Origin of the sequence: Pseudomonas fluorescens, from assembly GCF_001648775.1 — a bacterium.
Lineage (GTDB): Bacteria > Pseudomonadota > Gammaproteobacteria > Pseudomonadales > Pseudomonadaceae > Aquipseudomonas > Aquipseudomonas fluorescens_M.
On sequence record NZ_LVEJ01000023.1, the window covers coordinates 160099 to 180766 of the forward strand.

At 59.1% G+C, this 20668-nt stretch carries 22 protein-coding genes; 11 read left to right on the forward strand and 11 right to left on the reverse strand.

The window, feature by feature from the left end:
• Positions 1-18: 18 nt before the first annotated feature.
• Positions 19-927 carry a DMT family transporter gene (locus A8O26_RS20820; protein WP_064119645.1) on the forward strand — a complete coding sequence of 303 codons (909 nt, stop codon included), beginning with the start codon at positions 19-21 and terminating at the stop codon, positions 925-927.
• A gap of 104 nt (positions 928-1031) precedes the next feature.
• Here the strand turns inward: A8O26_RS20820 and A8O26_RS20825 are convergent, their stop codons facing one another.
• Positions 1032-1898, reverse strand: a complete 867-nt coding sequence (locus A8O26_RS20825; protein ID WP_064119646.1) for a DMT family transporter — start codon at positions 1896-1898, stop codon at positions 1032-1034.
• 450 nt (positions 1899-2348) lie between these two features.
• Here A8O26_RS20825 and A8O26_RS20830 point away from each other — a divergent pair, with 450 nt between their 5' ends.
• Positions 2349-2882, forward strand: coding sequence for a hypothetical protein (locus tag A8O26_RS20830; protein WP_064119647.1), 534 nt, complete (start codon positions 2349-2351; stop codon positions 2880-2882).
• 271 nt (positions 2883-3153) lie between these two features.
• On the opposite strand, the gene A8O26_RS20835 is transcribed toward A8O26_RS20830, so the two are convergent.
• Both A8O26_RS20835 and cysK read right to left on the reverse strand, forming a co-directional pair.
• Positions 3154-4092: an aspartyl/asparaginyl beta-hydroxylase domain-containing protein gene (locus tag A8O26_RS20835; RefSeq protein ID WP_064119648.1), complete on the reverse strand. Its 939-nt coding sequence runs from the start codon at positions 4090-4092 to the stop codon at positions 3154-3156.
• Positions 4093-4276: 184 nt separating this feature from the next.
• Positions 4277-5251 (reverse strand): cysteine synthase A, encoded by a 975-nt coding sequence (cysK, locus tag A8O26_RS20840; RefSeq protein ID WP_064119649.1) that lies wholly within the window; start codon positions 5249-5251, stop codon positions 4277-4279.
• A 127-nt stretch (positions 5252-5378) separates the two neighbouring features.
• Between cysK and A8O26_RS20845 the strand changes: the two genes are divergently transcribed.
• From A8O26_RS20845 to A8O26_RS20855, 3 genes are all read left to right on the forward strand, one after another.
• A complete protein-coding gene (locus A8O26_RS20845) occupies positions 5379-6455 on the forward strand; it encodes a DUF748 domain-containing protein (RefSeq protein WP_064119650.1) in 1077 nt (358 codons plus the stop codon).
• 234 nt (positions 6456-6689) lie between these two features.
• On the forward strand, positions 6690-7535 hold the full coding sequence (locus tag A8O26_RS20850; RefSeq protein WP_064119651.1) for an AAA family ATPase: 846 nt from the start codon (positions 6690-6692) through the stop codon (positions 7533-7535).
• A gap of 12 nt (positions 7536-7547) precedes the next feature.
• Positions 7548-8726: a vWA domain-containing protein gene (locus A8O26_RS20855; RefSeq protein WP_007911295.1), complete on the forward strand. Its 1179-nt coding sequence runs from the start codon at positions 7548-7550 to the stop codon at positions 8724-8726.
• 91 nt (positions 8727-8817) lie between these two features.
• On the opposite strand, the gene A8O26_RS20860 is transcribed toward A8O26_RS20855, so the two are convergent.
• The 4 genes from A8O26_RS20860 to A8O26_RS20875 form a co-directional block, all read right to left on the reverse strand.
• On the reverse strand, positions 8818-9741 hold the full coding sequence (locus A8O26_RS20860) for a biotin-dependent carboxyltransferase family protein (RefSeq protein ID WP_064119652.1): 924 nt from the start codon (positions 9739-9741) through the stop codon (positions 8818-8820).
• Entirely contained in the window at positions 9738-10442 is a 705-nt protein-coding gene (gene pxpB, locus A8O26_RS20865; protein ID WP_064119653.1) for a 5-oxoprolinase subunit PxpB, read from the reverse strand. The genes A8O26_RS20860 and pxpB overlap by 4 nt, the downstream gene beginning before the upstream one ends.
• Complete coding sequence (locus A8O26_RS20870) at positions 10439-11191, reverse strand: 5-oxoprolinase subunit PxpA (protein ID WP_064119654.1); 753 nt, start codon at positions 11189-11191, stop codon at positions 10439-10441. Before A8O26_RS20870 ends, pxpB begins: the two co-directional genes overlap by 4 nt.
• Positions 11192-11253: 62 nt before the next feature.
• The gene (locus tag A8O26_RS20875; RefSeq protein WP_064119655.1) at positions 11254-12540 is read right to left on the reverse strand and encodes an MFS transporter; all 1287 of its coding nucleotides are present in this window, start codon (positions 12538-12540) and stop codon (positions 11254-11256) included.
• 159 nt (positions 12541-12699) lie between these two features.
• Between A8O26_RS20875 and A8O26_RS20880 the strand changes: the two genes are divergently transcribed.
• Complete coding sequence (locus tag A8O26_RS20880; protein WP_064119656.1) at positions 12700-13611, forward strand: LysR family transcriptional regulator; 912 nt, start codon at positions 12700-12702, stop codon at positions 13609-13611.
• A 42-nt stretch (positions 13612-13653) separates the two neighbouring features.
• Here A8O26_RS20880 and A8O26_RS20885 read toward each other — a convergent pair whose 3' ends face one another.
• From A8O26_RS20885 to A8O26_RS20895, 3 genes are read right to left on the reverse strand one after another with little or no spacing between them, the layout of a single operon-like run.
• Positions 13654-14196 carry a DUF2937 family protein gene (locus A8O26_RS20885; RefSeq protein ID WP_064119657.1) on the reverse strand — a complete coding sequence of 181 codons (543 nt, stop codon included), beginning with the start codon at positions 14194-14196 and terminating at the stop codon, positions 13654-13656.
• Between the two features lie 12 nt (positions 14197-14208).
• Complete coding sequence (locus A8O26_RS20890; RefSeq protein ID WP_007911322.1) at positions 14209-14985, reverse strand: class II glutamine amidotransferase; 777 nt, start codon at positions 14983-14985, stop codon at positions 14209-14211.
• A 15-nt stretch (positions 14986-15000) separates the two neighbouring features.
• Positions 15001-15498: a hypothetical protein gene (locus tag A8O26_RS20895; protein ID WP_064119658.1), complete on the reverse strand. Its 498-nt coding sequence runs from the start codon at positions 15496-15498 to the stop codon at positions 15001-15003.
• Between the two features lie 237 nt (positions 15499-15735).
• Here A8O26_RS20895 and A8O26_RS20900 point away from each other — a divergent pair, with 237 nt between their 5' ends.
• Positions 15736-17790, forward strand: coding sequence for a S9 family peptidase (locus tag A8O26_RS20900; protein ID WP_064119659.1), 2055 nt, complete (start codon positions 15736-15738; stop codon positions 17788-17790).
• A 203-nt stretch (positions 17791-17993) separates the two neighbouring features.
• On the forward strand, positions 17994-18467 hold the full coding sequence (locus A8O26_RS20905; RefSeq protein WP_064119660.1) for a cyclic nucleotide-binding domain-containing protein: 474 nt from the start codon (positions 17994-17996) through the stop codon (positions 18465-18467).
• On the opposite strand, the gene A8O26_RS20910 is transcribed toward A8O26_RS20905, so the two are convergent.
• Positions 18464-18748: a hypothetical protein gene (locus A8O26_RS20910; protein ID WP_064119661.1), complete on the reverse strand. Its 285-nt coding sequence runs from the start codon at positions 18746-18748 to the stop codon at positions 18464-18466. The two genes, A8O26_RS20905 and A8O26_RS20910, sit on opposite strands and share 4 nt — an antisense overlap.
• A 79-nt stretch (positions 18749-18827) precedes the next feature.
• On the opposite strand from A8O26_RS20910, the gene A8O26_RS20915 reads away from it, so the two are divergent.
• From A8O26_RS20915 to A8O26_RS20925, 3 genes are all read left to right on the forward strand, one after another.
• The gene (locus tag A8O26_RS20915; protein ID WP_007911335.1) at positions 18828-19514 is read left to right on the forward strand and encodes a spermidine synthase; all 687 of its coding nucleotides are present in this window, start codon (positions 18828-18830) and stop codon (positions 19512-19514) included.
• 49 nt (positions 19515-19563) lie between these two features.
• Positions 19564-19935 (forward strand): YajD family HNH nuclease, encoded by a 372-nt coding sequence (locus A8O26_RS20920; protein WP_007911336.1) that lies wholly within the window; start codon positions 19564-19566, stop codon positions 19933-19935.
• A gap of 192 nt (positions 19936-20127) precedes the next feature.
• A complete protein-coding gene (locus A8O26_RS20925) occupies positions 20128-20598 on the forward strand; it encodes an RNA methyltransferase (protein ID WP_007911337.1) in 471 nt (156 codons plus the stop codon).
• Positions 20599-20668: the final 70 nt, after the last annotated feature.

The following is a 20668-nucleotide window of genomic DNA, read 5'->3' on the forward strand; positions in this document are numbered from 1 at the left end:
CAAGGAAGGAGACCCGCCGTGAGCCCTGTCGATATTTTCCGTATGTTGTCGCTGGCGGCCATTTGGGGCGCGAGTTTTCTGTTCATGCGCATTATTGCGCCGGTGGTCGGCACGATTCCGACGGCTTTTTTCCGCGTATCGATCGCCGCTGTCGGCCTGCTGGTGATTCTTGGGTTGATGCGTATCAGCTGGGATTTCAAGGGCAAGCTGAAAACCGTGATGCTGCTGGGGGTGATCAACTCGGGAATTCCGGCGACGCTGTATTCGGTCGCGGCGCAGGTGCTGCCAGCCGGTTATTCGGCGATCTTCAACGCCACCACGCCGTTGATGGGTGTGTTGATTGGCGGCCTGTTTTTCAGTGAAAGGCTCACCGCGGCAAAACTGGCCGGGGTGTTCCTTGGCTTGTTCGGCGTTGGCGTACTGACCCGCGCCGGTCCCGTGGCATTTGACATGCAACTGTTGATGGGCGCCCTTGCCTGCCTGCTGGCAACCACTTGTTATGGTTTTGCCGGATTCCTCGCGCGGCGCTGGCTGGATCAGGCGGGTGGGCTGGACAGTCGTTTGTCGGCGTTGGGCAGCATGCTCGGCGCCACATTGTTCTTGTTGCCGCTGTTCGGCTATAGCGTGATCACCGCGCCACCGGCGAGCTGGGGTGGCTGGAATGTCTGGCTGTCGCTGCTCGGCCTGGGCCTGGGGTGCACGGCGTTTGCGTACATCATTTATTTCCGCCTGCTGAGTTCGATCGGCCCGGTGAAATCGATGACCGTGACCTTCATGATTCCGCCGTTCGGCGTGTTGTGGGGGGCATTGCTGCTGGATGAGCCGTTGTCGATGGCGCACGTGTATGGCGGGGTGTTGATTGCGTTGGCGTTGTGGCTGGTGTTGAAGCCTGCGGTGGTGAAGCCTTCGCAGGTGACCGCCCGCTAGACTTCTGGTGCTTCTGAAATGGCTATCGCGAGCAGGCTCACTTCTACAGGGGAATGCATTCCAATGTGGGAGCGAGTTTGCTCGCGAAGGCTATGTAACAGTCACTACTCAGCGGTTTTACGGAACACAAACGCCAGACCGACGATGATCAACAGCATCCCCAGCACACTCAATGTCGCCAGGCGATTGCCGAAAAACAGATAGTCCATCACCGCCGTCACCGCCGGCACCAGGTAGAACAGACTGGTAACATTCACCAGATTGCCCCGCGCGATCAGCCGATACAGCAACAGCGTCGCCAGCACCGACACCACCAGTCCCATCCACAACACCGGCACGATGAAGCCTGCGTTGTTTTCGAAGTGAAATGGCTGGAACGGCACAAAAATCCCGCACAACAACAGCCCGGCCAGGTACTGCACCGGCAATGTGCCGAGGGGATTGTCGGTGATGCGCTTCTGCATGATCGAACCCAGCGTCATGCTCGCCAGCGCCAGCAGACCAAACAGCATCCCCGCCCAGGACATTCCGGCCAGACCGATGCCTTGGTAAACCACCATGATCAGCCCCGCCAGCCCCAGGGCCAGACCGAACATCCGGCTGGCGGAACGCTGCCGCTCCATCAAGACCACGGTGAGAATCGGCTGCACACCCATGATGGTCGCCATCACGCCCGGGGTGACTTTGGTGTTCAGCGCCAGCAGATAGAAAATCTGATACGCCCCCAACAACACCACACCCGTAGCAATCGCAAACAGCATCGGTTTGCCACCCTTGGGCAACTTCAGCTTGAGCAACGGCGCCAACAGCATCAGCCCACACAGGGCAATCGCGAAGCGAATCAGCAGAAAGGCAAACGGCGAAGCGTGGGCCAAACCCCATTTGGAGAAGATCGCCCCGCTGCTCCACAGCAGAACGAACAGGCTCGTCGACGTCGCCGCGAGCGCGGATTTTTTCGAAAGGACAAACATGAATACCACCTGTAGTCAGGCAAATAGCCAACTCAGCCGAAGCTGAAATTCAGTAGGTTTTTCTGGCGGGCGGCAGGACTCAGCAGACAGTGCTGATCAGCCCGAAACGCCAACGCCCGGCGGTGATACGACTGCGCACACCGGCGTGCTACTGACAGGTGGGGGGTAATGACTGATCTGCTTGGGCTGCTGATTCCCGCACGGCACGACGCCAGCGTTGACCGCTGAATCGACTACCGCGTTGATGAGGGATGCAGGCATTGGCGCAGATCTTTTTTGAAGGGTTGGAAGGTGAGCCATGGGGTTCACGAGCGCCGACTATAACCAGCGTGGGACATGGATTGCAATGATTTGGACAAAGGGCCAGCAGGGACAGTTGGCTGCAAGGTGAATAGGCTGGATCGCAATTGCGACACCCCACCATGGAGGACAAGGAATGCACGGGATCACATGCCAAGGGAACGAACGTATTTGCGCTACCAAGTGTATAAATCACAGGCCAGGAAACAGGCTGGGGTTACTTTCGCAAAGCTGCACAAAGACTTGTTGCAGCAAGGGATAGTGGATGTTGATCACTCCAGAGTTCGTTTCGAAGCAATCGATGCTCAAGCGCTGAGTGCCTATGAACAATGGTTCGATCCTCATTTCTCTTGGCAAGATGTAGTCAGGTGGAAGGCCAAAGAACCACTTAGCTTCGATTTGGCAATCTGGTTTGATCAGGAGTTATGCGGACTTTGCTTTGCAAACCCTAACCAGAGCCGGTTGCGAGTGAAAATTGTGCGTCTGGAAGGAAAGCCCGATAACGATCACCCTCTCAAAAGCCGAGTTGCGACATTTGCCTTGACTGCCGTGACTCACTTCGCGCGAATCATCGGCAGTACCCAAATTGAAATTCAGGAACCTCTCCCTGGAGTGATTTCCCTGTACCGGCAACTGGGTTTTGAATTCGATTCGGAGGGTAGGCTTGTGAAGCTGATTTGGTAAGACTAGTATCGAGCAACTGCTCATTTAATGATCAACGCCGGAGGCACCATGAAGGCTGCCGTTGAAAAAAAGGCGCCAGGCGCCAGATCGATAAAAGCTGATAGAAAACGCTCTTCTGGAAAGTTGTCTGAACGGGAGTTGCACCGAATCAGAGAAGCATTGGTGAATCCAGCCGCAGAAGAGCCAGGAGGCGTCCTCGCTGGCGCCTCGTTCACCTTCTCTTCATAAAAAACCGCTCACAAGGAGCGGTTTTTTATTACAACATCCCGCCTCAGCCAAACAGCCAATACCCCAACAACGTCAACACCACCACCGCCAGCACCGGTCGCATCACCCGGTAGGCTTTCGGATGACGGCGTTTCCACTGTTTGACCACACCACTGAACTTGTCGCTGAAGTTCTTGCTCCAGGCGTAGGCCTGGTTGATCCCGCCGACGCGCTCATCATCGAGGTTCTGCGGTGCGGTCGCACGGCCGAGCCAGGCGCTGATCGAGCGGTTGATGCGGGTCATCAGGCGATTGCTCAGTGGACGCTCGACGTCGCAGAACAGAATTACGCGGGTCTTCTCGGTTTCGTTCTTGACCCAGTGCACATAGGTCTCATCGAACATCACGTCTTCACCGTCGCGCCAGGCGTAAACCTGACCGTCGACGAAGATCCGGCAATCGTCGGAGTTCGGCGTCGACAAACCGAGGTGATAACGCAGCGAGCCGGCGAACGGATCGCGGTGCGGGTTCAAGTGGCTACCGCCCGGCAGCAGCGCAAACATCGCGCCTTTGACGTTGGGAATCGCACTGACCAGGGCCACGGTTTTCGGGCACAGGGCTTCGGCCGATGGCAGCGGTTTGTCGTACCACTTGAGGTAGAAACGCTTCCAGCCCTTCTTGAAGAACGAGCCAAAACCGGCGTCGTTGTTCTTTTCCGCCGCGCGAATATAGCCCTCGTCGAACAGGTGCATGGCTTCGTCGCGAATGGTTTCCCAGTTATCGCGCAACACGTCCAGTTCCGGGAATTTGCTGCGATCCAGGTACGGCTTGGACGGCACGCTGGAAAACAGGTACATCAAGGCGTTGTACGGAGCGAACAGCGCCGAGTGGTTGACGAACTGACGCAGAACCGGCAAACGCGCCTTGCCGCGCAAATGCACATAGAGTGTGCTGCCCAAAAAGAGCAGCAGCACAAACGCCTTGGCGGCAAACGAAAAGGTCATCAACAACTCCTTGAATAAAGACAACGCTGCGCAATGCCCTTTACCCGGCATGGCAGCCGGCCATGATAAACACTACCGGCTCCGGGCAAAACCCGCCTTACACAAGATTCAGTGTTAAGAATTGCGCAACAAAGCACTTATTAGCATAAGGTTCCTGAACCCTGGCTGATCTGAATCAACAGGGTTACTGCTGATTCTCCTGTTCAGTGAACAGATCGCTGAACAACATGCTCGACAGATAGCGCTCACCGGAGTCCGGCAAAATCACCACGATGGTCTTGCCCTGCATTTCCGGCGTCTCCGCCAGGCGCACCGCCACGGCCATCGCTGCTCCGCAGGAGATGCCGCACAAAATCCCTTCTTCCTGCATCAGACGCAGCGCCATCGCCTTGGACTCTTCGTCGGTGACCTGCTCGACCCGGTCAACCATCGACAGATCAAGGTTCTTTGGTACAAACCCGGCGCCGATGCCCTGAATCTTGTGCGGGCTCGGCTTGATCTCCTCACCGGCCAGCGCCTGGGTGATCACCGGCGAAGACATGGGCTCCACCGCCACCGACAAAATCGGTTTGCCTTGCGTGTTCTTGATATACCGCGAGACGCCGGTGATGGTTCCACCGGTGCCGACGCCGGCGACCAATACATCGACAGCACCGTCGGTGTCGTTCCAGATCTCCGGACCGGTGGTCTTTTCATGGATGGCCGGGTTGGCCGGGTTATCGAACTGTGCCGGCATGAAATATTTGTCGGCATCGCTGGCGACGATTTCGGCCGCTTTCTCGATCGCGCCCTTCATGCCTTTGGCCGGTTCGGTCAGCACCAGTTCGGCGCCCAGTGCCTTGAGGACTTTGCGGCGCTCGATGCTCATCGAGGCTGGCATGGTCAGCATCAATTTGTAACCACGCGCGGCAGCCACGAAGGCCAGACCGATGCCGGTGTTACCCGAGGTCGGCTCGACAATGGTCATGCCAGGCTTGAGTTTGCCGCTGCTTTCGGCGTCCCAGATCATGTTGGCGCCAATCCGGCACTTGACCGAGTAACCAGGGTTGCGCCCTTCGATCTTGGCCAGAATGGTCACGCCACGCGGCGCGATGCGGTTGATCTGCACCAGCGGCGTGTTACCGATGGAATGGGCGTTGTCAGCGAAAATACGGCTCATGGCTGGGTCCTTATGCAGCATTGAATTCAGCGCCCAAGGTATGCCTGTTGCCCTTCACAGTCCAGTCAGGGCGAACGTCTGCAACCGTCAGTAGTCAATCGCTTTACATCGTTCGGGAATTGCCACCATGAAGCGTCGTTACAGCTGGCCCTTGTGGACTTTTGCAGGAATCGTCGTGCTGCTGATCGCGTTGCACATCGCCCTGCCTTACATGGTGCGCGACTACCTGAACGGCAAACTGGCGGACATGGGTGACTATCGTGGCCAGATCACTGATGTCGATCTGGCCCTGTGGCGCGGCGCCTACAAGATCAACGGGCTGAAGATCGTCAAGGTCGACGGCAAAGTACCGGTGCCATTCGTCAACGCACCGCTGATCGATCTGGCGGTCAGTTGGCATTCGCTGTGGTACGACCATGCTGTTGTAGCGCAGGTCAAATTCGTCAAACCTGAAGTCAACTTCGTCGATGGCGGGGCCAACAAGCAGAATTCCCAGACCGGTCAAGGCACAGACTGGCGCGCGCAATTGGGCAAGTTGCTGCCGATCACCCTCGACGAAGTGCAAATTCATGAGGGCAAGATCAGTTTCCGCAATTTCAATTCGAAACCGCCGGTCAACATGAACGCCACGAACGTTGAGGCCAGCATTTACAACCTGACCAATGTGGTCGACAAGCAGGGCAAGCGTGATGCCCGTTTCGAGGGCAAAGCCCTGCTGCTCGGCCACGCTCCGCTGGAAACCACCGCCGCGTTCGACCCGCTGAGCAACTTCGAAGACTTCGAATTCCGCCTGCGCGCCAAAGACATCGAACTCAAGAGCATGAACGACTTCGCCTCGGCCTACGGCAAGTTCGACTTCAATGCCGGCCACGGTGATGTGGTGATCGAAGCCCAAGCCAAAAAAGCCCAGGTCAACGGCTACATCAAACCGCTGCTGCGCGACGTCGAAGTGTTCAACTGGCAGCAGGACGTGGAAAACAAGAACAAGAGCATCTTCCGCTCGGTCTGGGAAGCACTGGTGGGCGGCACAGAAACCGTGCTGAAGAACCAGGCGAAAAACCAGTTCGCCACCAAGGTCGAACTCAGCGGTAATGTGCATCAGCAAAATATCAGCGCGTTCGAAGCGTTTTTGCAGATATTGCGTAATGGCTTTATTCAGGCATTCAATGCCCGGTATGAGCGGCCGAAGCCGGATGCGGGTTAGACGCTATATCGGAAAAAAGATCCATATACAGAGTGTCTGCACCCATCTGAATATCCGGATCAGGCCATTCAACGGCCATGAGCCGAGACTGAGTCAACATGTGACGCCCCATTCAGAGACTGAATAAGCCGTCTGCGTTCACAGTCGACCGGCCTGCGCGTTATAGTCGGGCATCCGATTATTTCGCCCCCGCCCTGCCCCGTCAGGTCGGCGTTACCGTTCGAGGATTAGCAGATGAAGTTCGAAGGCACCCAGGCCTACGTCGCCACCGATGACCTGAAGCTGGCGGTCAACGCCGCCATCACCCTGGAGCGGCCGCTGCTGGTCAAGGGCGAGCCGGGCACCGGCAAAACCATGCTCGCCGAGCAACTGGCCGAATCGTTCAATGCCAAGCTGATCACCTGGCACATCAAATCCACCACCAAGGCCCACCAGGGCTTGTACGAGTACGACGCGGTCAGCCGCTTGCGCGACTCGCAACTGGGCACTGAAAAAGTCCACGACGTGCGCAACTACCTGAAGAAAGGCAAGCTCTGGGAGGCTTTCGAGTCCGAAGAGCGGGTCATTTTGCTGATCGACGAGATCGACAAGGCCGATATCGAGTTCCCCAACGACTTGCTGCAAGAACTCGACAAGATGGAGTTCTACGTTTACGAGATCGACGAGACCATCAAGGCCAAGAAGCGCCCGATCATCATCATTACCTCCAACAACGAGAAAGAGCTGCCGGACGCCTTTCTGCGCCGCTGCTTCTTCCACTACATCGCTTTCCCGGATCGCCCGACCCTGCAGAAAATCGTCGACGTGCATTACCCGGACATCAAGAAGGATCTGGTCAGCGAAGCGCTGGACGTGTTCTTCGACGTGCGCAAGGTGCCGGGCCTGAAAAAGAAGCCGTCGACTTCGGAACTGGTCGATTGGCTGAAGCTGCTGATGGCCGACAATATTGGCGAAGCGGTGCTGCGCGAACGCGATCCGACCAAGGCTATTCCGCCACTGGCCGGTGCTCTGGTGAAGAACGAACAGGACGTGCAACTGCTTGAGCGTCTGGCGTTCATGAGCCGTCGCGGTTCTCGCTAAGAGGCTGATGCCATGTTGCTCAACCTGTTCAATGAAATGCGTGCAGCCAAGGTGCCGGTGTCGGTGCGCGAACTGCTCGACCTGATCAACGCGCTGAAACAGCGCGTGACCTTCGCCGACATGGACGAGTTCTATTACTTGTCGCGGGCGATTCTGGTGAAGGACGAGCGTCATTTCGACAAATTCGACCGTGCGTTCGGCGCCTACTTCAATGGCCTCGAAAAGCTCGACGATCACTTACAGGCGCTGATACCCGAAGACTGGCTGCGCAAGGAATTCGAGCGTTCGCTGAGCGACGAAGAACGCGCGCAAATCCAGTCCCTCGGTGGGCTGGACAAGCTGATCGAAGAGTTCAAGAAGCGTCTGGAAGAACAGAAGGAGCGCCATGCCGGCGGCAACAAGTGGATCGGCACCGGTGGCACCAGCCCGTTCGGTTCCGGCGGCTTCAACCCGGAAGGCATTCGGGTGGGCGATGCCGGCAAGCGTCAGGGCAAAGCGGTAAAAGTCTGGGATCAGCGCGAGTACAAGAACCTCGACGACTCGGTGGAACTGGGCACGCGCAACATCAAGGTTGCCCTGCGTCGTCTGCGTAAATTCGCTCGCCAGGGCGCGGCGGAAGAACTCGATATCGACGGCACCATCGATCACACCGCCAAAGACGCGGGCCTGCTGAACATTCAGATGCGCCCGGAGCGGCGCAATACGGTGAAGCTGTTGTTGCTGTTCGACATCGGCGGTTCGATGGACGCGCACGTGAAGATCTGCGAGGAGTTGTTCTCGGCCTGCAAGACCGAGTTCAAGCATCTGGAGTACTTCTACTTCCACAACTTCGTTTATGAGTCGGTGTGGAAGAACAACATGCGCCGCACTTCCGAGCGCACTTCAACCCAGGATCTGCTGCACAAGTACGGCGCTGACTATAAGGTGATTTTCATTGGCGACGCCGCGATGGCGCCTTATGAAATCACCCAGGCCGGCGGCAGTGTCGAGCACTGGAACGAAGAGCCGGGGTATGTGTGGATGCAGCGCTTCATGGAGAAGTACAAGAAACTCATCTGGATCAACCCGTATCCGAAAGATACCTGGGGCTATACCTCATCGACCAATATCGTGCGCGATCTGATCGAGGATCAGATGTATCCGTTGACGTTGCGCGGGCTTGAGGAAGGGATGCGGTTTTTGTCCAAATAATCTGTGTTGCCAGTGATGGCCCCTTCGCGAGCAGGCTCGCTCCCACATTGGAATGCGTTCCCCTGTGGGAGCGAGCCTGCTCGCGAAGCTTTTAACAATTTTTGAAGCGCTGCAGATACTCGACATGCTCACGGTGCGCGACGTCCTGCATCACCGGCCGCAATCGCACCTGCGCCCCCGGCACACACTGTGCCAACCGCGCCAACGCCAACGGCGTCAACGCGCCCAATCGCGGATAACCACCAATTGTCTGCCGGTCATTGAGTAACACAATCGGCTGGCCGTCCGGCGGCACTTGCACCGCGCCCAATGGAATCCCCTCGGAAATCATCGACTGGCCCTGATACTCCAGCGCCTTGCCGAGCAAACGAATGCCCATGCGATCTGCGCGACTGTCCAGGGTCCAGGCGCTGTTGAATGCATCGAACAGACTCTGCCCGCTGAACTGACCGATCTGTGCGCCGAGCACCAGATCCAGTGGTGCAGTCGATTTCAAATCCGGCCGTAACGCCGATGGCACTTCCCGGACCAATAGCGATTCACCGTGATAACTCAGCGTCGATCCCTTGGCCAACGGCAAGCCCATGCCATTGAGCCCACCGAGCTCTTCACGTACCACAGTTGCGCGACTACCCAACACCTTCGGTGCATCAAAACCGCCGGGCGCTGCCAGATAAGCCCGGGCACCGAGCAACGGTTGCGTGAACAGCAACTTCTGTCCTTTACCCAACTTGAAACTGCGCCACGGCACCAGCGGCTGACCATCAATCTGCGCCCCAAGATCAGCTCCGGCCAGCGCCAGCAAACAATCCTCTGCAGCGACGACGGCAAACCCGCCGAGGGTGATTTCGATCACCGCTGCATCGAGGTTATTGCCGAGCAACCAGTTGGCCCAGCTCATCGAACACCAATCCGCCGCACCGCCCTGGGTGACGCCCAGGTGCCGCACGCCAAACCGTCCCGCGTCCTGCAACAGGCACAACGGGGTACTGGCCTCAATCGTCAGTCGGCTCATGCCTGCGCCTCCAATGGCGTGTCATCGCCGCCCAGATTGATGAATTCAGCGTGACTGACCGCTTCGAATCGCACCGTGTCGCCGGGTTGCATCAGGCTGTAGCCATCGCGATGACGGTCGAACAATTTCGCTGGCGTGCGACCGATCAGGTTCCAGCCGCCGGGGGACACGACCGGGTAGGCCGCCGTTTGCCGTTCGGCAATCCCGACGCTGCCCGCCGCGACTTTCTTGCGCGGCGTGTTGAGGCGAGGCGCGGCAAGCACTTCTTCGACCAAACCCATAAACGCGAAACCCGGCGCGAAACCGAGGGCAAATACCTGATATTCGCGGCCACTGTGGCGACGGACCACCTCCTCCACGGCGAGACCGCTGCGCTCGGCGAGCAGGTTCAATTCTGGGCCAACGCTAAGGTCATACCAGACCGGCAAGACATGACATTGGCCGCCGGTTCGCGCATTCGGCGACAGGTCGATCAATGCTTCGGCGATCAATTCGCGCGCCTGATTCGGGTTCAGCGACGTCAAATCGTAATGCACCATCAGCGTCGTATAGGACGGCACCAGATCGATCAGTTGCGCGCCGAATGCGGCACGCAAGCGCTCACTGGCGGCGAGCATCCACGGCATGTTGGCTTCGGCGATTTCATCGAACAGACGCAGCATCAGGCAATCCAGTGCCACCACTTCAATCCTTGGGTTCATGGTGCACTCTGCTGATTCAAGGCCTCACGAATGCGCTGCACGGCGGCCACCGAACTGGCGTTGTCGCCATGTACGCAAAGCGTGTTGGCGTGCAGCCGCAAGGCGCTGCCGTCGCTGGCGCTGAGGTTGTCGCCCCGGGCGATGGTCAGGGCTTGCTCGATGATCTTTTCGGGGTCGTGATGCACGGCGCCCGGCAGTTGTCGTGAGACCAGTTTGCCGGCGCTGTCGTAAGCGCGGTCAGCGAAGGCTTCGAACCACAACGTCACGCCGTACTCATCGCCAATCTGCTGCGCAGCGGCGTTGTCGCGAGTGGCCATCAGCATCAGCGGCAGGCTGCGGTCGTAAGCGGCCACCGCTTGGATCACCGCACGCAGTTGCGCCGGATTGGCCATCATGTCGTTGTACATCGCGCCGTGAGGTTTGACGTAACTGACGCGCCCGCCCTGGGCTTTGCAAATACCGTCGAGCGCGCCGATCTGGTAATGCAGGATGTCTTGCAGCTCTTGCGCCGAATACGCCATGGAGCGGCGGCCAAAACCGGCCAGATCCTGATAGGCCGGGTGTGCGCCAATCTGCACGCCGTGGCTCAGGGCCAGGCTGACGGTTTTGCGCATGATGCTCGGGTCACCGGCGTGGAAACCACAGGCCACGTTGGCGCAATCGATGAAGGGCATGACCTCGGCATCCAGACCCATGGTCCAGCTGCCGAAGCTCTCGCCAATGTCGCAATTCAATAGCAGGCGGCTCACGGTGAACACTCCTGTAGGTGCTTGTCTTTTTATCTGTAGGACTGTGCTGCGCAGGTTATCAGTTACTGCGCATCGAGTTGCTTGCCACGGGTTTCCGGCAGGCTCAACGCCGCGATGATCACTACGCCGTAGGACACCGCCGCAAACGCGCCAATGCCTACGCTCAACGGTACTTTCTGGCTAAGCAGACCGATCAGCAGCGGAAACAAAGCCGCCAGCGCCCGACCGATGTTGTAGCAAAAGCCCTGCCCCGAACCGCGAATCCGCGTGGGGAACAGCTCAGTCAGAAACGCGCCCATGCCGCTGAAAATCCCCGAAGCGAAGAAGCCCAGCGGGAAGCCCAGCCACAGCATCACACCGTTACTCACCGGCAGCTGCGTATAGAGCAGAACGATGGTGAACGAGCCGACCGCGAACAGGATGAAGTTCTTTTTCCGCCCCAGCAGATCGGTCAGATAAGCGCTGATCACATAGCCGACGTAGGAACCGACAATCACCATCGCCAGATAACCGCCCGTACCGAGCACGCTCAAGCCGCGCTCGTTTTTCAGAAAGGTCGGCAGCCAGGAAGTGATCGCGTAATAACCACCGAGGGCGCCAGTGGTCAGCAGTGAAGCGCGCAACGTGGTGAAGAGCATGCCGGGGGCGAAAATCTCGTAGAACTTCGACTGAGTCTCCGGCGTTTGTTGGGCTTTAGCCTCGCGATAGATTTCCGGATCTTTCACCAGTCGACGGACGAAAATCACAAAAATCGCCGGCACGATGCCAAGGATGAACAGTGCGCGCCAAGCGTCTTCCGGCGGCAACACCGAGAACAGCAGCGCATACAGGATCGCCGTCAGCCCCCACCCCAACGCCCAACCCGATTGCACCATGCCTACTGCTTTGCCGCGATCCTTGGCACGAATCACCTCGCCGATCAGCACCGCGCCGGCGGTCCACTCGCCGCCGAAACCGAAACCCATCAAGGTGCGGGCGATCAGCAGTTGTTCGTAGTTCTGCGCGAAGCCGCAAAGGAAGGTGAAGAAGGCGAACCACAGCACGGTGAGTTGCAGGGTGCGCACGCGACCGATGCGGTCAGAGAGAATCCCGGCAACCCAGCCGCCAATCGCCGAAGCGATCAATGTGCTGGTATGAATCAGCCCCGCTTCGCCGGTGGTGATGCCCCACATCGCGATCAGCGTCGGTACAACGAAGCTGAGCATTTGCGTGTCCATACCGTCCAGACCGTAGCCGATCTTGCAGCTCCAGAACGTGCGACGCTCCTGTTGGTTGATGTTGCGATACCAGTCGAACGGCCCCGGACGCGCCGTTGCCTTGGGTACTTCTAGGGTGTCGGGAGCACGCATGGCTTATCTCCGCAGGTTTTTTATTGGTCTTGTTCGTAGCCCCGACGACGCCTATCGTGGGAACCGGATGCGTCGATTTTTCGTCGCGCAGCCCTGCTGCGTCCAACGAATAAAAACCCGCCTTAGCCATAAGAAAAATTTGTCACCCGAGCCTTGCCCATGAACCTGAAGTTTCTCGAGACCTTTGTCTGGGTCGCCCGACTGAAGAGTTTTCGCCTGACCGCCGACAAGCTGTTCACCACTCAGGCGTCGATTTCCAGCCGCATCGCAGTGCTTGAGGGCGAGTTGGGGGTGAAGCTGTTTCTGCGTGATTCACGCGGCGTCAGCCTGACGCCTGAAGGCTTGAAAGTGCTGGACTACGCCGAGCAGATGCTCGACACCATGTCGGCGCTCAAGCAATCGATCGAGACTCGCTCGAGCAAGGTCGGCCGCGTGCGCATTGGTGTGATGGACACGGTGATCCACACTTGGCTCAGCCCTTTGGTCGCGCAGATGACCGACCTGTATCCACGAGTGGAAATCGAACTGGTGGCGGATACCTCGCTGAACCTCTGCGATCAGCTGCAAAAAGGTTTCCTCGACATCGTTCTGCAAACCGACCTGATCCGCCATGAAAGTGTGCGCAGTGTGGAACTGGCCAGCCATCCGCTGGGCTGGATCGTTGCGAGCAATTCGATCTACAACCGCGACTATGCCGACCTCGCCGAACTGGCGCAGGAACGGATCATCACCTACTCGAAAAACTCCCGGCCGCATCAGGACCTTGTGGCGTTGATGCAGGCCAATGGCGTGCTGACGCCGCGGCTCAATTGCGTGAATTCGGTGTCGGCAATCACGCGGTTGTTGCGCGATGGATTCGGGATTGGTGTGCTGCCGCCAGTGCTGGTGGCTGAGGAATTGGCGCGGGGCGAATTGACCTTGCTCGACATCGATCAACGACCGCCGAACTTGCAGGTGGTGGTGTCGTGGCGAGTGGGGGTTGAGTGGGTCGAGGAGATTGTGACGCTGTGTCAGCAGGTGTTGGCGGGGTATGCGCACAAGGTGGGCAAGGACTACATCGCTTTAAGTTGATCGTTCCTACGCTCTGCGTGGGAGCGTGGGAACGATCAAGTTTTAGAGGCCGCGCACGTCGCGGTCTTCGATCGGTCGGCTCTGGCGCAGGCGGCGGCCACCGAGCACGACCCAGTCGATCAAGCGGAACAGGCACTCAATGCCGAACGACAGCAGCAACGCGCCGCTCATGCCCCAGATCATCGCTTCCGGGGTCAGCAGAATCTGGTAGCTGTAACCGTTCCAGGTTTCCTTGCGAATGTCCGGATCCGCCGCCAACACCACTTGCAGGAAGCGGATGTACCACGGGCCTTGCATCGCCTGGTACTGCTTGTCCAGCGCGATCTGACGGCTGAGCAAGGTGCTCAGGCTGTCGGCATCGCTGCGAAACACCGGGTCCTCGCTGGCGCGATAATGCGCAACCAGCGCCTGCATATCGCCCTTGAAAAACTGCTCGGCAGTGCCCTGAAAACCGCGCAGACCGGTCTGCGCCTCGATCAGATGCGCCTCGACCCGATTCGCGTAATCGTTGATGAAACCCGGCACCTGGACACCGATCAACAGGCCCGCCGCAAACAACACCAGCCGTACATAACTGAGCAACATCGGGGTAGATCCTTATTCGGTCTTGCCTTGGCTTACGCATTCACCGCGTCGCCACAGGCTCCATTGGCCCGGTTCGTAGCGGGTCCAGGTTTCGTTTTCGGTCAAAGGCTCGGTGGCGATCACCGTGACCACGTCGTTGGGCGTGGTTTCCGCCTGGAAATCGACGATCACGTCGACATCCTTCAGGCGCGCCGGGCCGAACGGTGCGCGTCGGGTGATCTGTGCGAGTTTGGTCGAGCAATAGCAGAACAGCCAGTCGCCATCGCTGAGCAGGCAATTGAACACGCCTTTGCTGCGGTATTCAGCGCACGCGGCGACCAGATCCGGCAACAGTTCTTCTATATCGACCGGCTCCGGGAATGCTGCACGTACGCGATTGAGCAAATCGCAGAATGCCGCCTCGCTGTCGGTATCGCCGACCGGGCGGTAGAAACTTTTGATCGGGGTGAAATCGGCGAGCTGACCGTTGTGCGCGAAGCACCAGTTGCGCCCCCACAGTTCGCGGACGAACGGGTGGGTGTTGGACAGGCAGACCTTGCCGACGTTGGCCTGGCGGATGTGGCCGATGACCACTTCGCTTTTGATCGGATAACGCTGCACCAGATTGGCGACTTCCGATTCACAACTCGCCGCCGGGTCCTGAAACAGACGCAAGCCGCGGCCTTCATAAAAGGCGATGCCCCAGCCGTCTCGGTGCGGGCCGGTGCGGCCGCCGCGCTGCATCAGGCCAGTGAAGCTGAACACGATATCGGTCGGCACGTTGGCACTCATGCCCAGTAATTCACACATGTGCGGACTCTCGGGTTACAGGCGCGGCTCGACCCGCATGCGCTGCGGATTGTTCGGCAGAGGTGGACGGCCATAACGGTCATCGCCGGCACCGCCAAACGGTTGATCGTCATCGCGATCATCGGCGCGAGCGGCGGCCTTGGCGGCTTCAGCCTGCTCACGACGCGCGCGCGAAGCACGTTCGATCGGGAAGCGGATCAGCACGAAAATCAGGTAGATGCCGAAAGCGATCATGCCGTACATGAACAGATCGGAGATCGCCCGCCAGGCGTTGTTGCCGACCTTGAAGGCCAGGTCCAGTGCAGTGATCGCGATGGACGGCGCAACCTTGGCTTTCACCGGGTCAATGATGGTCGGGCTGAACAGCAACACTGCCATCAGTACACGCAGTGGTTCGCGCAACCAGCGCCACATCCAGGTGGTCAGGCGCATCCATACCAACAGGCAGCCCACAGCGGCAAAGGCGTAGAGGCCCCAGGCGATCAGATAGTCGTTCTCGGTCATGGTGTCCATGGCAAGGCAGGCAAAGAGGCGCTTATAGTAACGACTTTTCGCCCGTCCGGCTTGTCCCAATACCAGACGGCCAGCAGCAAACCCTGTGGGAGCGAGCTTGCTCGCGAAAGCGGTGGGTCAGTGAAACAAATGTCATCTGACACGACGCCTTCGCGAGCAAGCTCGCTCCCACATGGGTCTGCAGCGGTTTCAAGATCCGCGAAAACCTTTATTCCGAACATTGTCCGAGAGCCTTCCATGCCCCAACCCGCCAACGTCAGCAGTGCCCCGATTGCCCACAAGGCGCCCGGTGCCGACCCGTATGCCTGGCTACAGGAGCGCGACACCGACGCGGTGCTCGATTACCTCAAGGCCGAAAACGCCTACCAGGAAGCGCAAACTGCCGATCAGACCGAGTTGCGCGAAACCCTGTTCGAAGAGATCAAGGGCCGAATCCTCGAAACCGACCTGTCCCTGCCCTCGCCCTGGGGCCCGTATCTGTATTACACCCGCACCACGGCGGGTGACGAATACGCCCGGCACTACCGCTGCCCACGCCCGGCAGACGACAGCCTGACCCTCGACGAAAGCCGCGAGCAACTGCTGCTCGACCCGAATGAGCTGGCCAACGGCGGATTCTTCTCGCTCGGTGCGTTCAGCATCAGCCCGGATCACCAGCGCCTGGCCTACAGCGTCGACGCCTCGGGTGATGAGATTTACACGCTGTTCGTCAAGGAACTGGCCAACGACAAGGTCAGCGAGCTGGAATTCGCAGACTGCGACGGCAGCATGACTTGGGCCAACGACAGCCTGACCCTGTTTTTCGGCGTACTCGACGACACCCACCGCCCACACAAACTGTTGCGTTATCGCCTCGACGGCACCGCTGCCGAGGAAGTTTTCCACGAGCCGGACGGGCGTTTCTTCCTGCATTGCTACCGTTCCAGTTCCGAGCAGCAACTGCTGCTGTCACTGGGCAGCAAGACCACCAGCGAAGTCTGGGTGCTCGACGCCAATCAGCCGCACCAGCCGTTCACCTGCCTGGCGCCACGGGTCGAAGATCACGAATACGACGTCGACCACGGCCTGCTCGATGGCGTGTGGACGTGGTTTATCCGCAGCAACCGTGACGGCATCAACTACGCCCTGTATCAGGCCCCGGACACCGGCACGGCGCCGACTGAAGCCGAATGGCAGAACCTGATCCCCCACAGCGATACGGTGATGCTCGATGGCGTCAGCCTCAACACCGAGGCGATGACCCTGAGCCTGCGCGAAGGTGGCCTGCCGATCATCGAGGTTCACCCGCATGGCCTGGCGCCTTATCGCGTGCAACTGCCGGATGCGGCCTACAGCCTCTATGTACAAAACAGCCTGGAGTTCGAAAGCGACCGCATTCGTCTGCGCTACGAGGCGTTGAATCGCCCGGCACAGGTGCGCCAGTTGATCTTGGCGAGCGGCGAACAAACCGTTTTGAAAGAAACCCCGGTGCTCGGCCCGTTCGACGCCGACGCCTACGTCAGCCAACGTCTGTGGGCAACGGCGCCGGACGGTACGCAAGTGCCGATCAGTCTGGTGATGAAGCGCGAAATGGTTGGCAAAGCGGTGCCGCTGTATCTGTACGGTTACGGCGCCTACGGCTCCAGCCTTGATCCGTGGTTCTCCCACGCCCGCCTGAGTCTGCTGGATCGCGGCATGGCCTTCGCCATCGCCCACGTACGCGGCGGCGGTGAACTGGGCGAAGCCTGGTATCGCGCCGGCAAGCAGGAACACAAGCACAACACTTTCAGCGACTTCATTGCCTGCGCCGAATTCCTGATCCTCAACGGCATTACCACGGCCGAACAACTGGCGATCAGCGGCGGCAGCGCCGGTGGTTTGCTGATCGGCGCGGTGCTCAACCAGCGCCCGGATCTGTTCGGCGTGGCAATTGCCGAAGTGCCGTTTGTCGATGTGCTCAACACCATGCTCGACCCGGATCTGCCGCTGACCGTCACCGAATACGACGAGTGGGGCAATCCTGAAGAGCCAGACATTTACGAGCGGATCAAGGCTTACGCGCCGTACGAAAACGTCAGCGCGCAGGATTATCCGGCGACGCTGGTGATCGCCGGCTACAACGACAGCCGCGTGCAATATTGGGAAGCGGCCAAGTGGGTGGCGAAGTTGCGCGCCACCAAGACTGACGACAATGTGCTGCTGCTCAAGACTGAACTGGGCGCCGGCCATGGCGGGATGAGCGGGCGTTATCAGGGATTACGTGACGTAGCGCTCGAATACGCATTTGTTTTCAAGGTTCTGGGCCTGGCCTGAGGAACTCCGTCGGTCACTTGGGTCTTAATTGCAGACCCAAGAGGCCGATACTCCCAAGATCCCTTTGTGGGAGCGAGCCTGCTCGCGAAGGCGTTCGGTCATCGACATCATCGGTGACTGACACTTCGCTTTCGCGAGCAGGCTCGCTCCCACAGGGGTGGTGTACCGCCTTGAAAATGTGAAAACAAAAAGACCGTGACGACATGTCAGAACCGACCTTCCTGAACAACGAAATCCGCGACTGGCTGATGGACTGCGGCCTGTTCGATCAATTGCAACTGGCCGACTTTGCGGCCGCTTCCGGCTATTTCAGCATCAGCACCGTGGCTGAAGGCGAGGCGATTTTCCGTGAGGGCGATGCCGGCAGTTTCATGTGCATCCTCCACACCGGCCAGGTCGCCGTGCAGAAAACCGGGCCCGAGGGTCAGGTCATCACCATGGCCACCCTGCGCAGCGGGCGGGCGTTCGGCGAAATGGCCGTGCTCGATGGCGAACGACGCTCGGCAACGTGCGTAGCGGCGACGAACTGTCAGCTATTGAACCTGGGCAAGGACTCGCTGGAAAAAATGCTCAACGACGCACCGAAGATCGCCGCGAAGATCATTCGCGCCCTCGCCGTCTCGCTGTCGAAACGCCTGCGCATGGCCGACGGCCAACTGGCGGCGCAGCAGGTCTAACCGCCGGGGGATTTGCTCTTGGTGCCGGTCGGTTCGATGCCCGGCACCGGTTGATCCTTGCTCGGCGGGCTGGGCATTTCGATCGGCACCAGCGGCGGGCTGCCACTGCCGGCGCCGGACTTGGGAATGTTGATCGGCGTGATCTGCGGATACGGCGTCGGTGTCGCGGTGCCGGGCGAGCCGGGTTGCGGCGCCGGGCTGACCGGAATGGTCTGCTGCGCCTGCACCGCAGTAATCGAGAGCGCGGCCAGGGCAATGACCGTTAGAATGGTGCGCTTCATCAAGGGCTCCGTTTGGCCTTAGTCTGTGCTCAGGCTACTCCCAACGGGCCTGCTTGCCTTCCCCCTTGTAGAGATTTCCATGAAACGTTTCGTTCTGCTCGACACCACCCCGATCCCCGAAAGTGGCGGTGCCCTGTGCCTGTTCGAGTATGGCGAGGATTTCGTCATCAAGATTCAGGGCGGCGACGGCGGACAACTGATGAACACGCGCATGCATGGCTCCGAAGATGCGCTGGCCGAAATTCCGTGCCGCAAGGTCGCCGGCCGGCCTGATTCGCGGGTGCTGATCGGCGGTTTGGGCATGGGTTTCACCCTCGCCTCGGCGCTCAAACATCTGGGCAAAACCGCTGAAGTGGTGGTCGCTGAACTGGTGCCTGGCGTGGTCGAGTGGAACCGTGGCCCGCTCGGCGAAAAGTCCGGTCGTCCGCTGCTCGATCCGCGCACAGTGATTCGTCAGGAAGACGTGGCCAAGGTGCTGCAAAGCGAGCCGAATGGCTTCGACGCGATCATGCTCGACGTCGACAACGGCCCCGAAGGCCTGACACAGAAGGCCAACAGCTGGTTGTATTCAGCCGCTGGCCTGAATGCCTGCGCCAAGGCTTTGCGCCCCAAAGGCGTGCTCGCCGTGTGGTCGGCCAGCGCCGATCGGCTGTTTTCCGACAAATTGAAGAAGGCCGGTTTCAAGGCCGAAGAAGTCCAGGTTTTCGCACACGGCAACAAGGGCACGCGCCACACGATCTGGATTGCCGAGAAGCTCAAGGGCTGAGCTAAACTCTGCGTATAACCGTCATTAGTCTTTTTACAAAGGTGAACCCATGAGTTCGTCCACCCCAACCAACACGTCGAAGCTGGATCGCATCCTCGCCGACAACCAGCGCGACAAGGAAATGGGCTACCGCGACAAGGCCCTGAAGATGTACCCGCACGTCTGTGGGCGCTGCACCCGTGAGTTTTCCGGCAAGCGCCTGAGCGAACTGACCGTGCACCACCGCGACCACAACCACGACAACAACCCGCAGGACGGCTCGAACTGGGAATTGTTGTGCCTGTACTGCCACGACAACGAACACTCGCGGTATACCGATCAGCAGTATTTCAGCGAAGGCTCGCTGAGCACGCCGAAGATTGCCAAGGCGACGCACAACCCGTTTGCCGCACTGGCCGGTCTCATGAAAAAAGAAGATTAAAGTTCTTCATTGGCCTGACTGGCCCCTTCGCGAGCAAGCTCGCTCCCACACTGGATCGGTGTCGTACACAAAACCACTGTGGGAGCGAGCTTGCTCGCGAAGGCGGCCGTTCTGGCACCGCCAATCCATCATCTGACCACAACCGCCCAATCCCCGTATAATCGCGCTCTTTTTCCCGAAGGCACCCCGCTCGTGGCAGACAAACGGTACAGCTGCATTGGTTTGTATAACCCCAAATCACCGGAGAACGTCGGTTCGGTGATGCGCGCCGCAGGCTGCTATGGCGTGGCGTCGGTGTTCTACACCGGCAAGCGTTATGAACGCGCCGCCGACTTCGTCACCGACACCAAACGCGTGCACTACGACATCCCGCTGATCGGCATCGACGATCTGAAAAAGATCCTCCCGCTCAACTGCGTGCCCGTCGCCGTGGAACTGGTCGAGGGCGCCCGCCCGCTGCCGGAATACACTCACCCGGATCGCGCCCTGTACATCTTCGGCCCCGAAGACGGCTCGCTGGATAAAGAGATCCGCGACTGGTGCGAAGACGTCGTGTATATCCCGACCACCGGTTGCATGAACCTCGCCGCCACGGTCAACGTCGTGCTCTACGACCGCATGGCCAAGGGCTTGAACACCCGCTCCGGGCCAAAATTCCGCTGAAGCGTCGCACATTGGATGGAACGAGCTGACCGTCTGCACAGTCAGCTTGTTTATCCATTACTCATTGCCT

What these genes read in the sequence shown, in the direction of transcription:
- A8O26_RS20915 (WP_007911335.1), top strand. Translation starts at nt 18,828, where the DNA reads ATGAAACGTTTCGTTCTGCTCGACACCACCCCGATCCCCGAAAGTGGC.
- A8O26_RS20895 (WP_064119658.1), bottom strand. Translation starts at nt 15,498, where the DNA reads ATGGACACCATGACCGAGAACGACTATCTGATCGCCTGGGGCCTCTAC.
- A8O26_RS20900 (WP_064119659.1), top strand. Translation starts at nt 15,736, where the DNA reads ATGCCCCAACCCGCCAACGTCAGCAGTGCCCCGATTGCCCACAAGGCG.
- A8O26_RS20835 (WP_064119648.1), bottom strand. Translation starts at nt 4,092, where the DNA reads ATGACCTTTTCGTTTGCCGCCAAGGCGTTTGTGCTGCTGCTCTTTTTG.
- cysK (WP_064119649.1), bottom strand. Translation starts at nt 5,251, where the DNA reads ATGAGCCGTATTTTCGCTGACAACGCCCATTCCATCGGTAACACGCCG.
- A8O26_RS20890 (WP_007911322.1), bottom strand. Translation starts at nt 14,985, where the DNA reads ATGTGTGAATTACTGGGCATGAGTGCCAACGTGCCGACCGATATCGTG.
- A8O26_RS20905 (WP_064119660.1), top strand. Translation starts at nt 17,994, where the DNA reads ATGTCAGAACCGACCTTCCTGAACAACGAAATCCGCGACTGGCTGATG.
- A8O26_RS20830 (WP_064119647.1), top strand. Translation starts at nt 2,349, where the DNA reads ATGCCAAGGGAACGAACGTATTTGCGCTACCAAGTGTATAAATCACAG.
- A8O26_RS20885 (WP_064119657.1), bottom strand. Translation starts at nt 14,196, where the DNA reads ATGTTGCTCAGTTATGTACGGCTGGTGTTGTTTGCGGCGGGCCTGTTG.
- A8O26_RS20850 (WP_064119651.1), top strand. Translation starts at nt 6,690, where the DNA reads ATGAAGTTCGAAGGCACCCAGGCCTACGTCGCCACCGATGACCTGAAG.
- A8O26_RS20880 (WP_064119656.1), top strand. Translation starts at nt 12,700, where the DNA reads ATGAACCTGAAGTTTCTCGAGACCTTTGTCTGGGTCGCCCGACTGAAG.
- A8O26_RS20910 (WP_064119661.1), bottom strand. Translation starts at nt 18,748, where the DNA reads ATGAAGCGCACCATTCTAACGGTCATTGCCCTGGCCGCGCTCTCGATT.
- A8O26_RS20875 (WP_064119655.1), bottom strand. Translation starts at nt 12,540, where the DNA reads ATGCGTGCTCCCGACACCCTAGAAGTACCCAAGGCAACGGCGCGTCCG.
- A8O26_RS20845 (WP_064119650.1), top strand. Translation starts at nt 5,379, where the DNA reads ATGAAGCGTCGTTACAGCTGGCCCTTGTGGACTTTTGCAGGAATCGTC.
- A8O26_RS20860 (WP_064119652.1), bottom strand. Translation starts at nt 9,741, where the DNA reads ATGAGCCGACTGACGATTGAGGCCAGTACCCCGTTGTGCCTGTTGCAG.
- A8O26_RS20855 (WP_007911295.1), top strand. Translation starts at nt 7,548, where the DNA reads ATGTTGCTCAACCTGTTCAATGAAATGCGTGCAGCCAAGGTGCCGGTG.
- A8O26_RS20920 (WP_007911336.1), top strand. Translation starts at nt 19,564, where the DNA reads ATGAGTTCGTCCACCCCAACCAACACGTCGAAGCTGGATCGCATCCTC.
- pxpB (WP_064119653.1), bottom strand. Translation starts at nt 10,442, where the DNA reads ATGAACCCAAGGATTGAAGTGGTGGCACTGGATTGCCTGATGCTGCGT.
- A8O26_RS20825 (WP_064119646.1), bottom strand. Translation starts at nt 1,898, where the DNA reads ATGTTTGTCCTTTCGAAAAAATCCGCGCTCGCGGCGACGTCGACGAGC.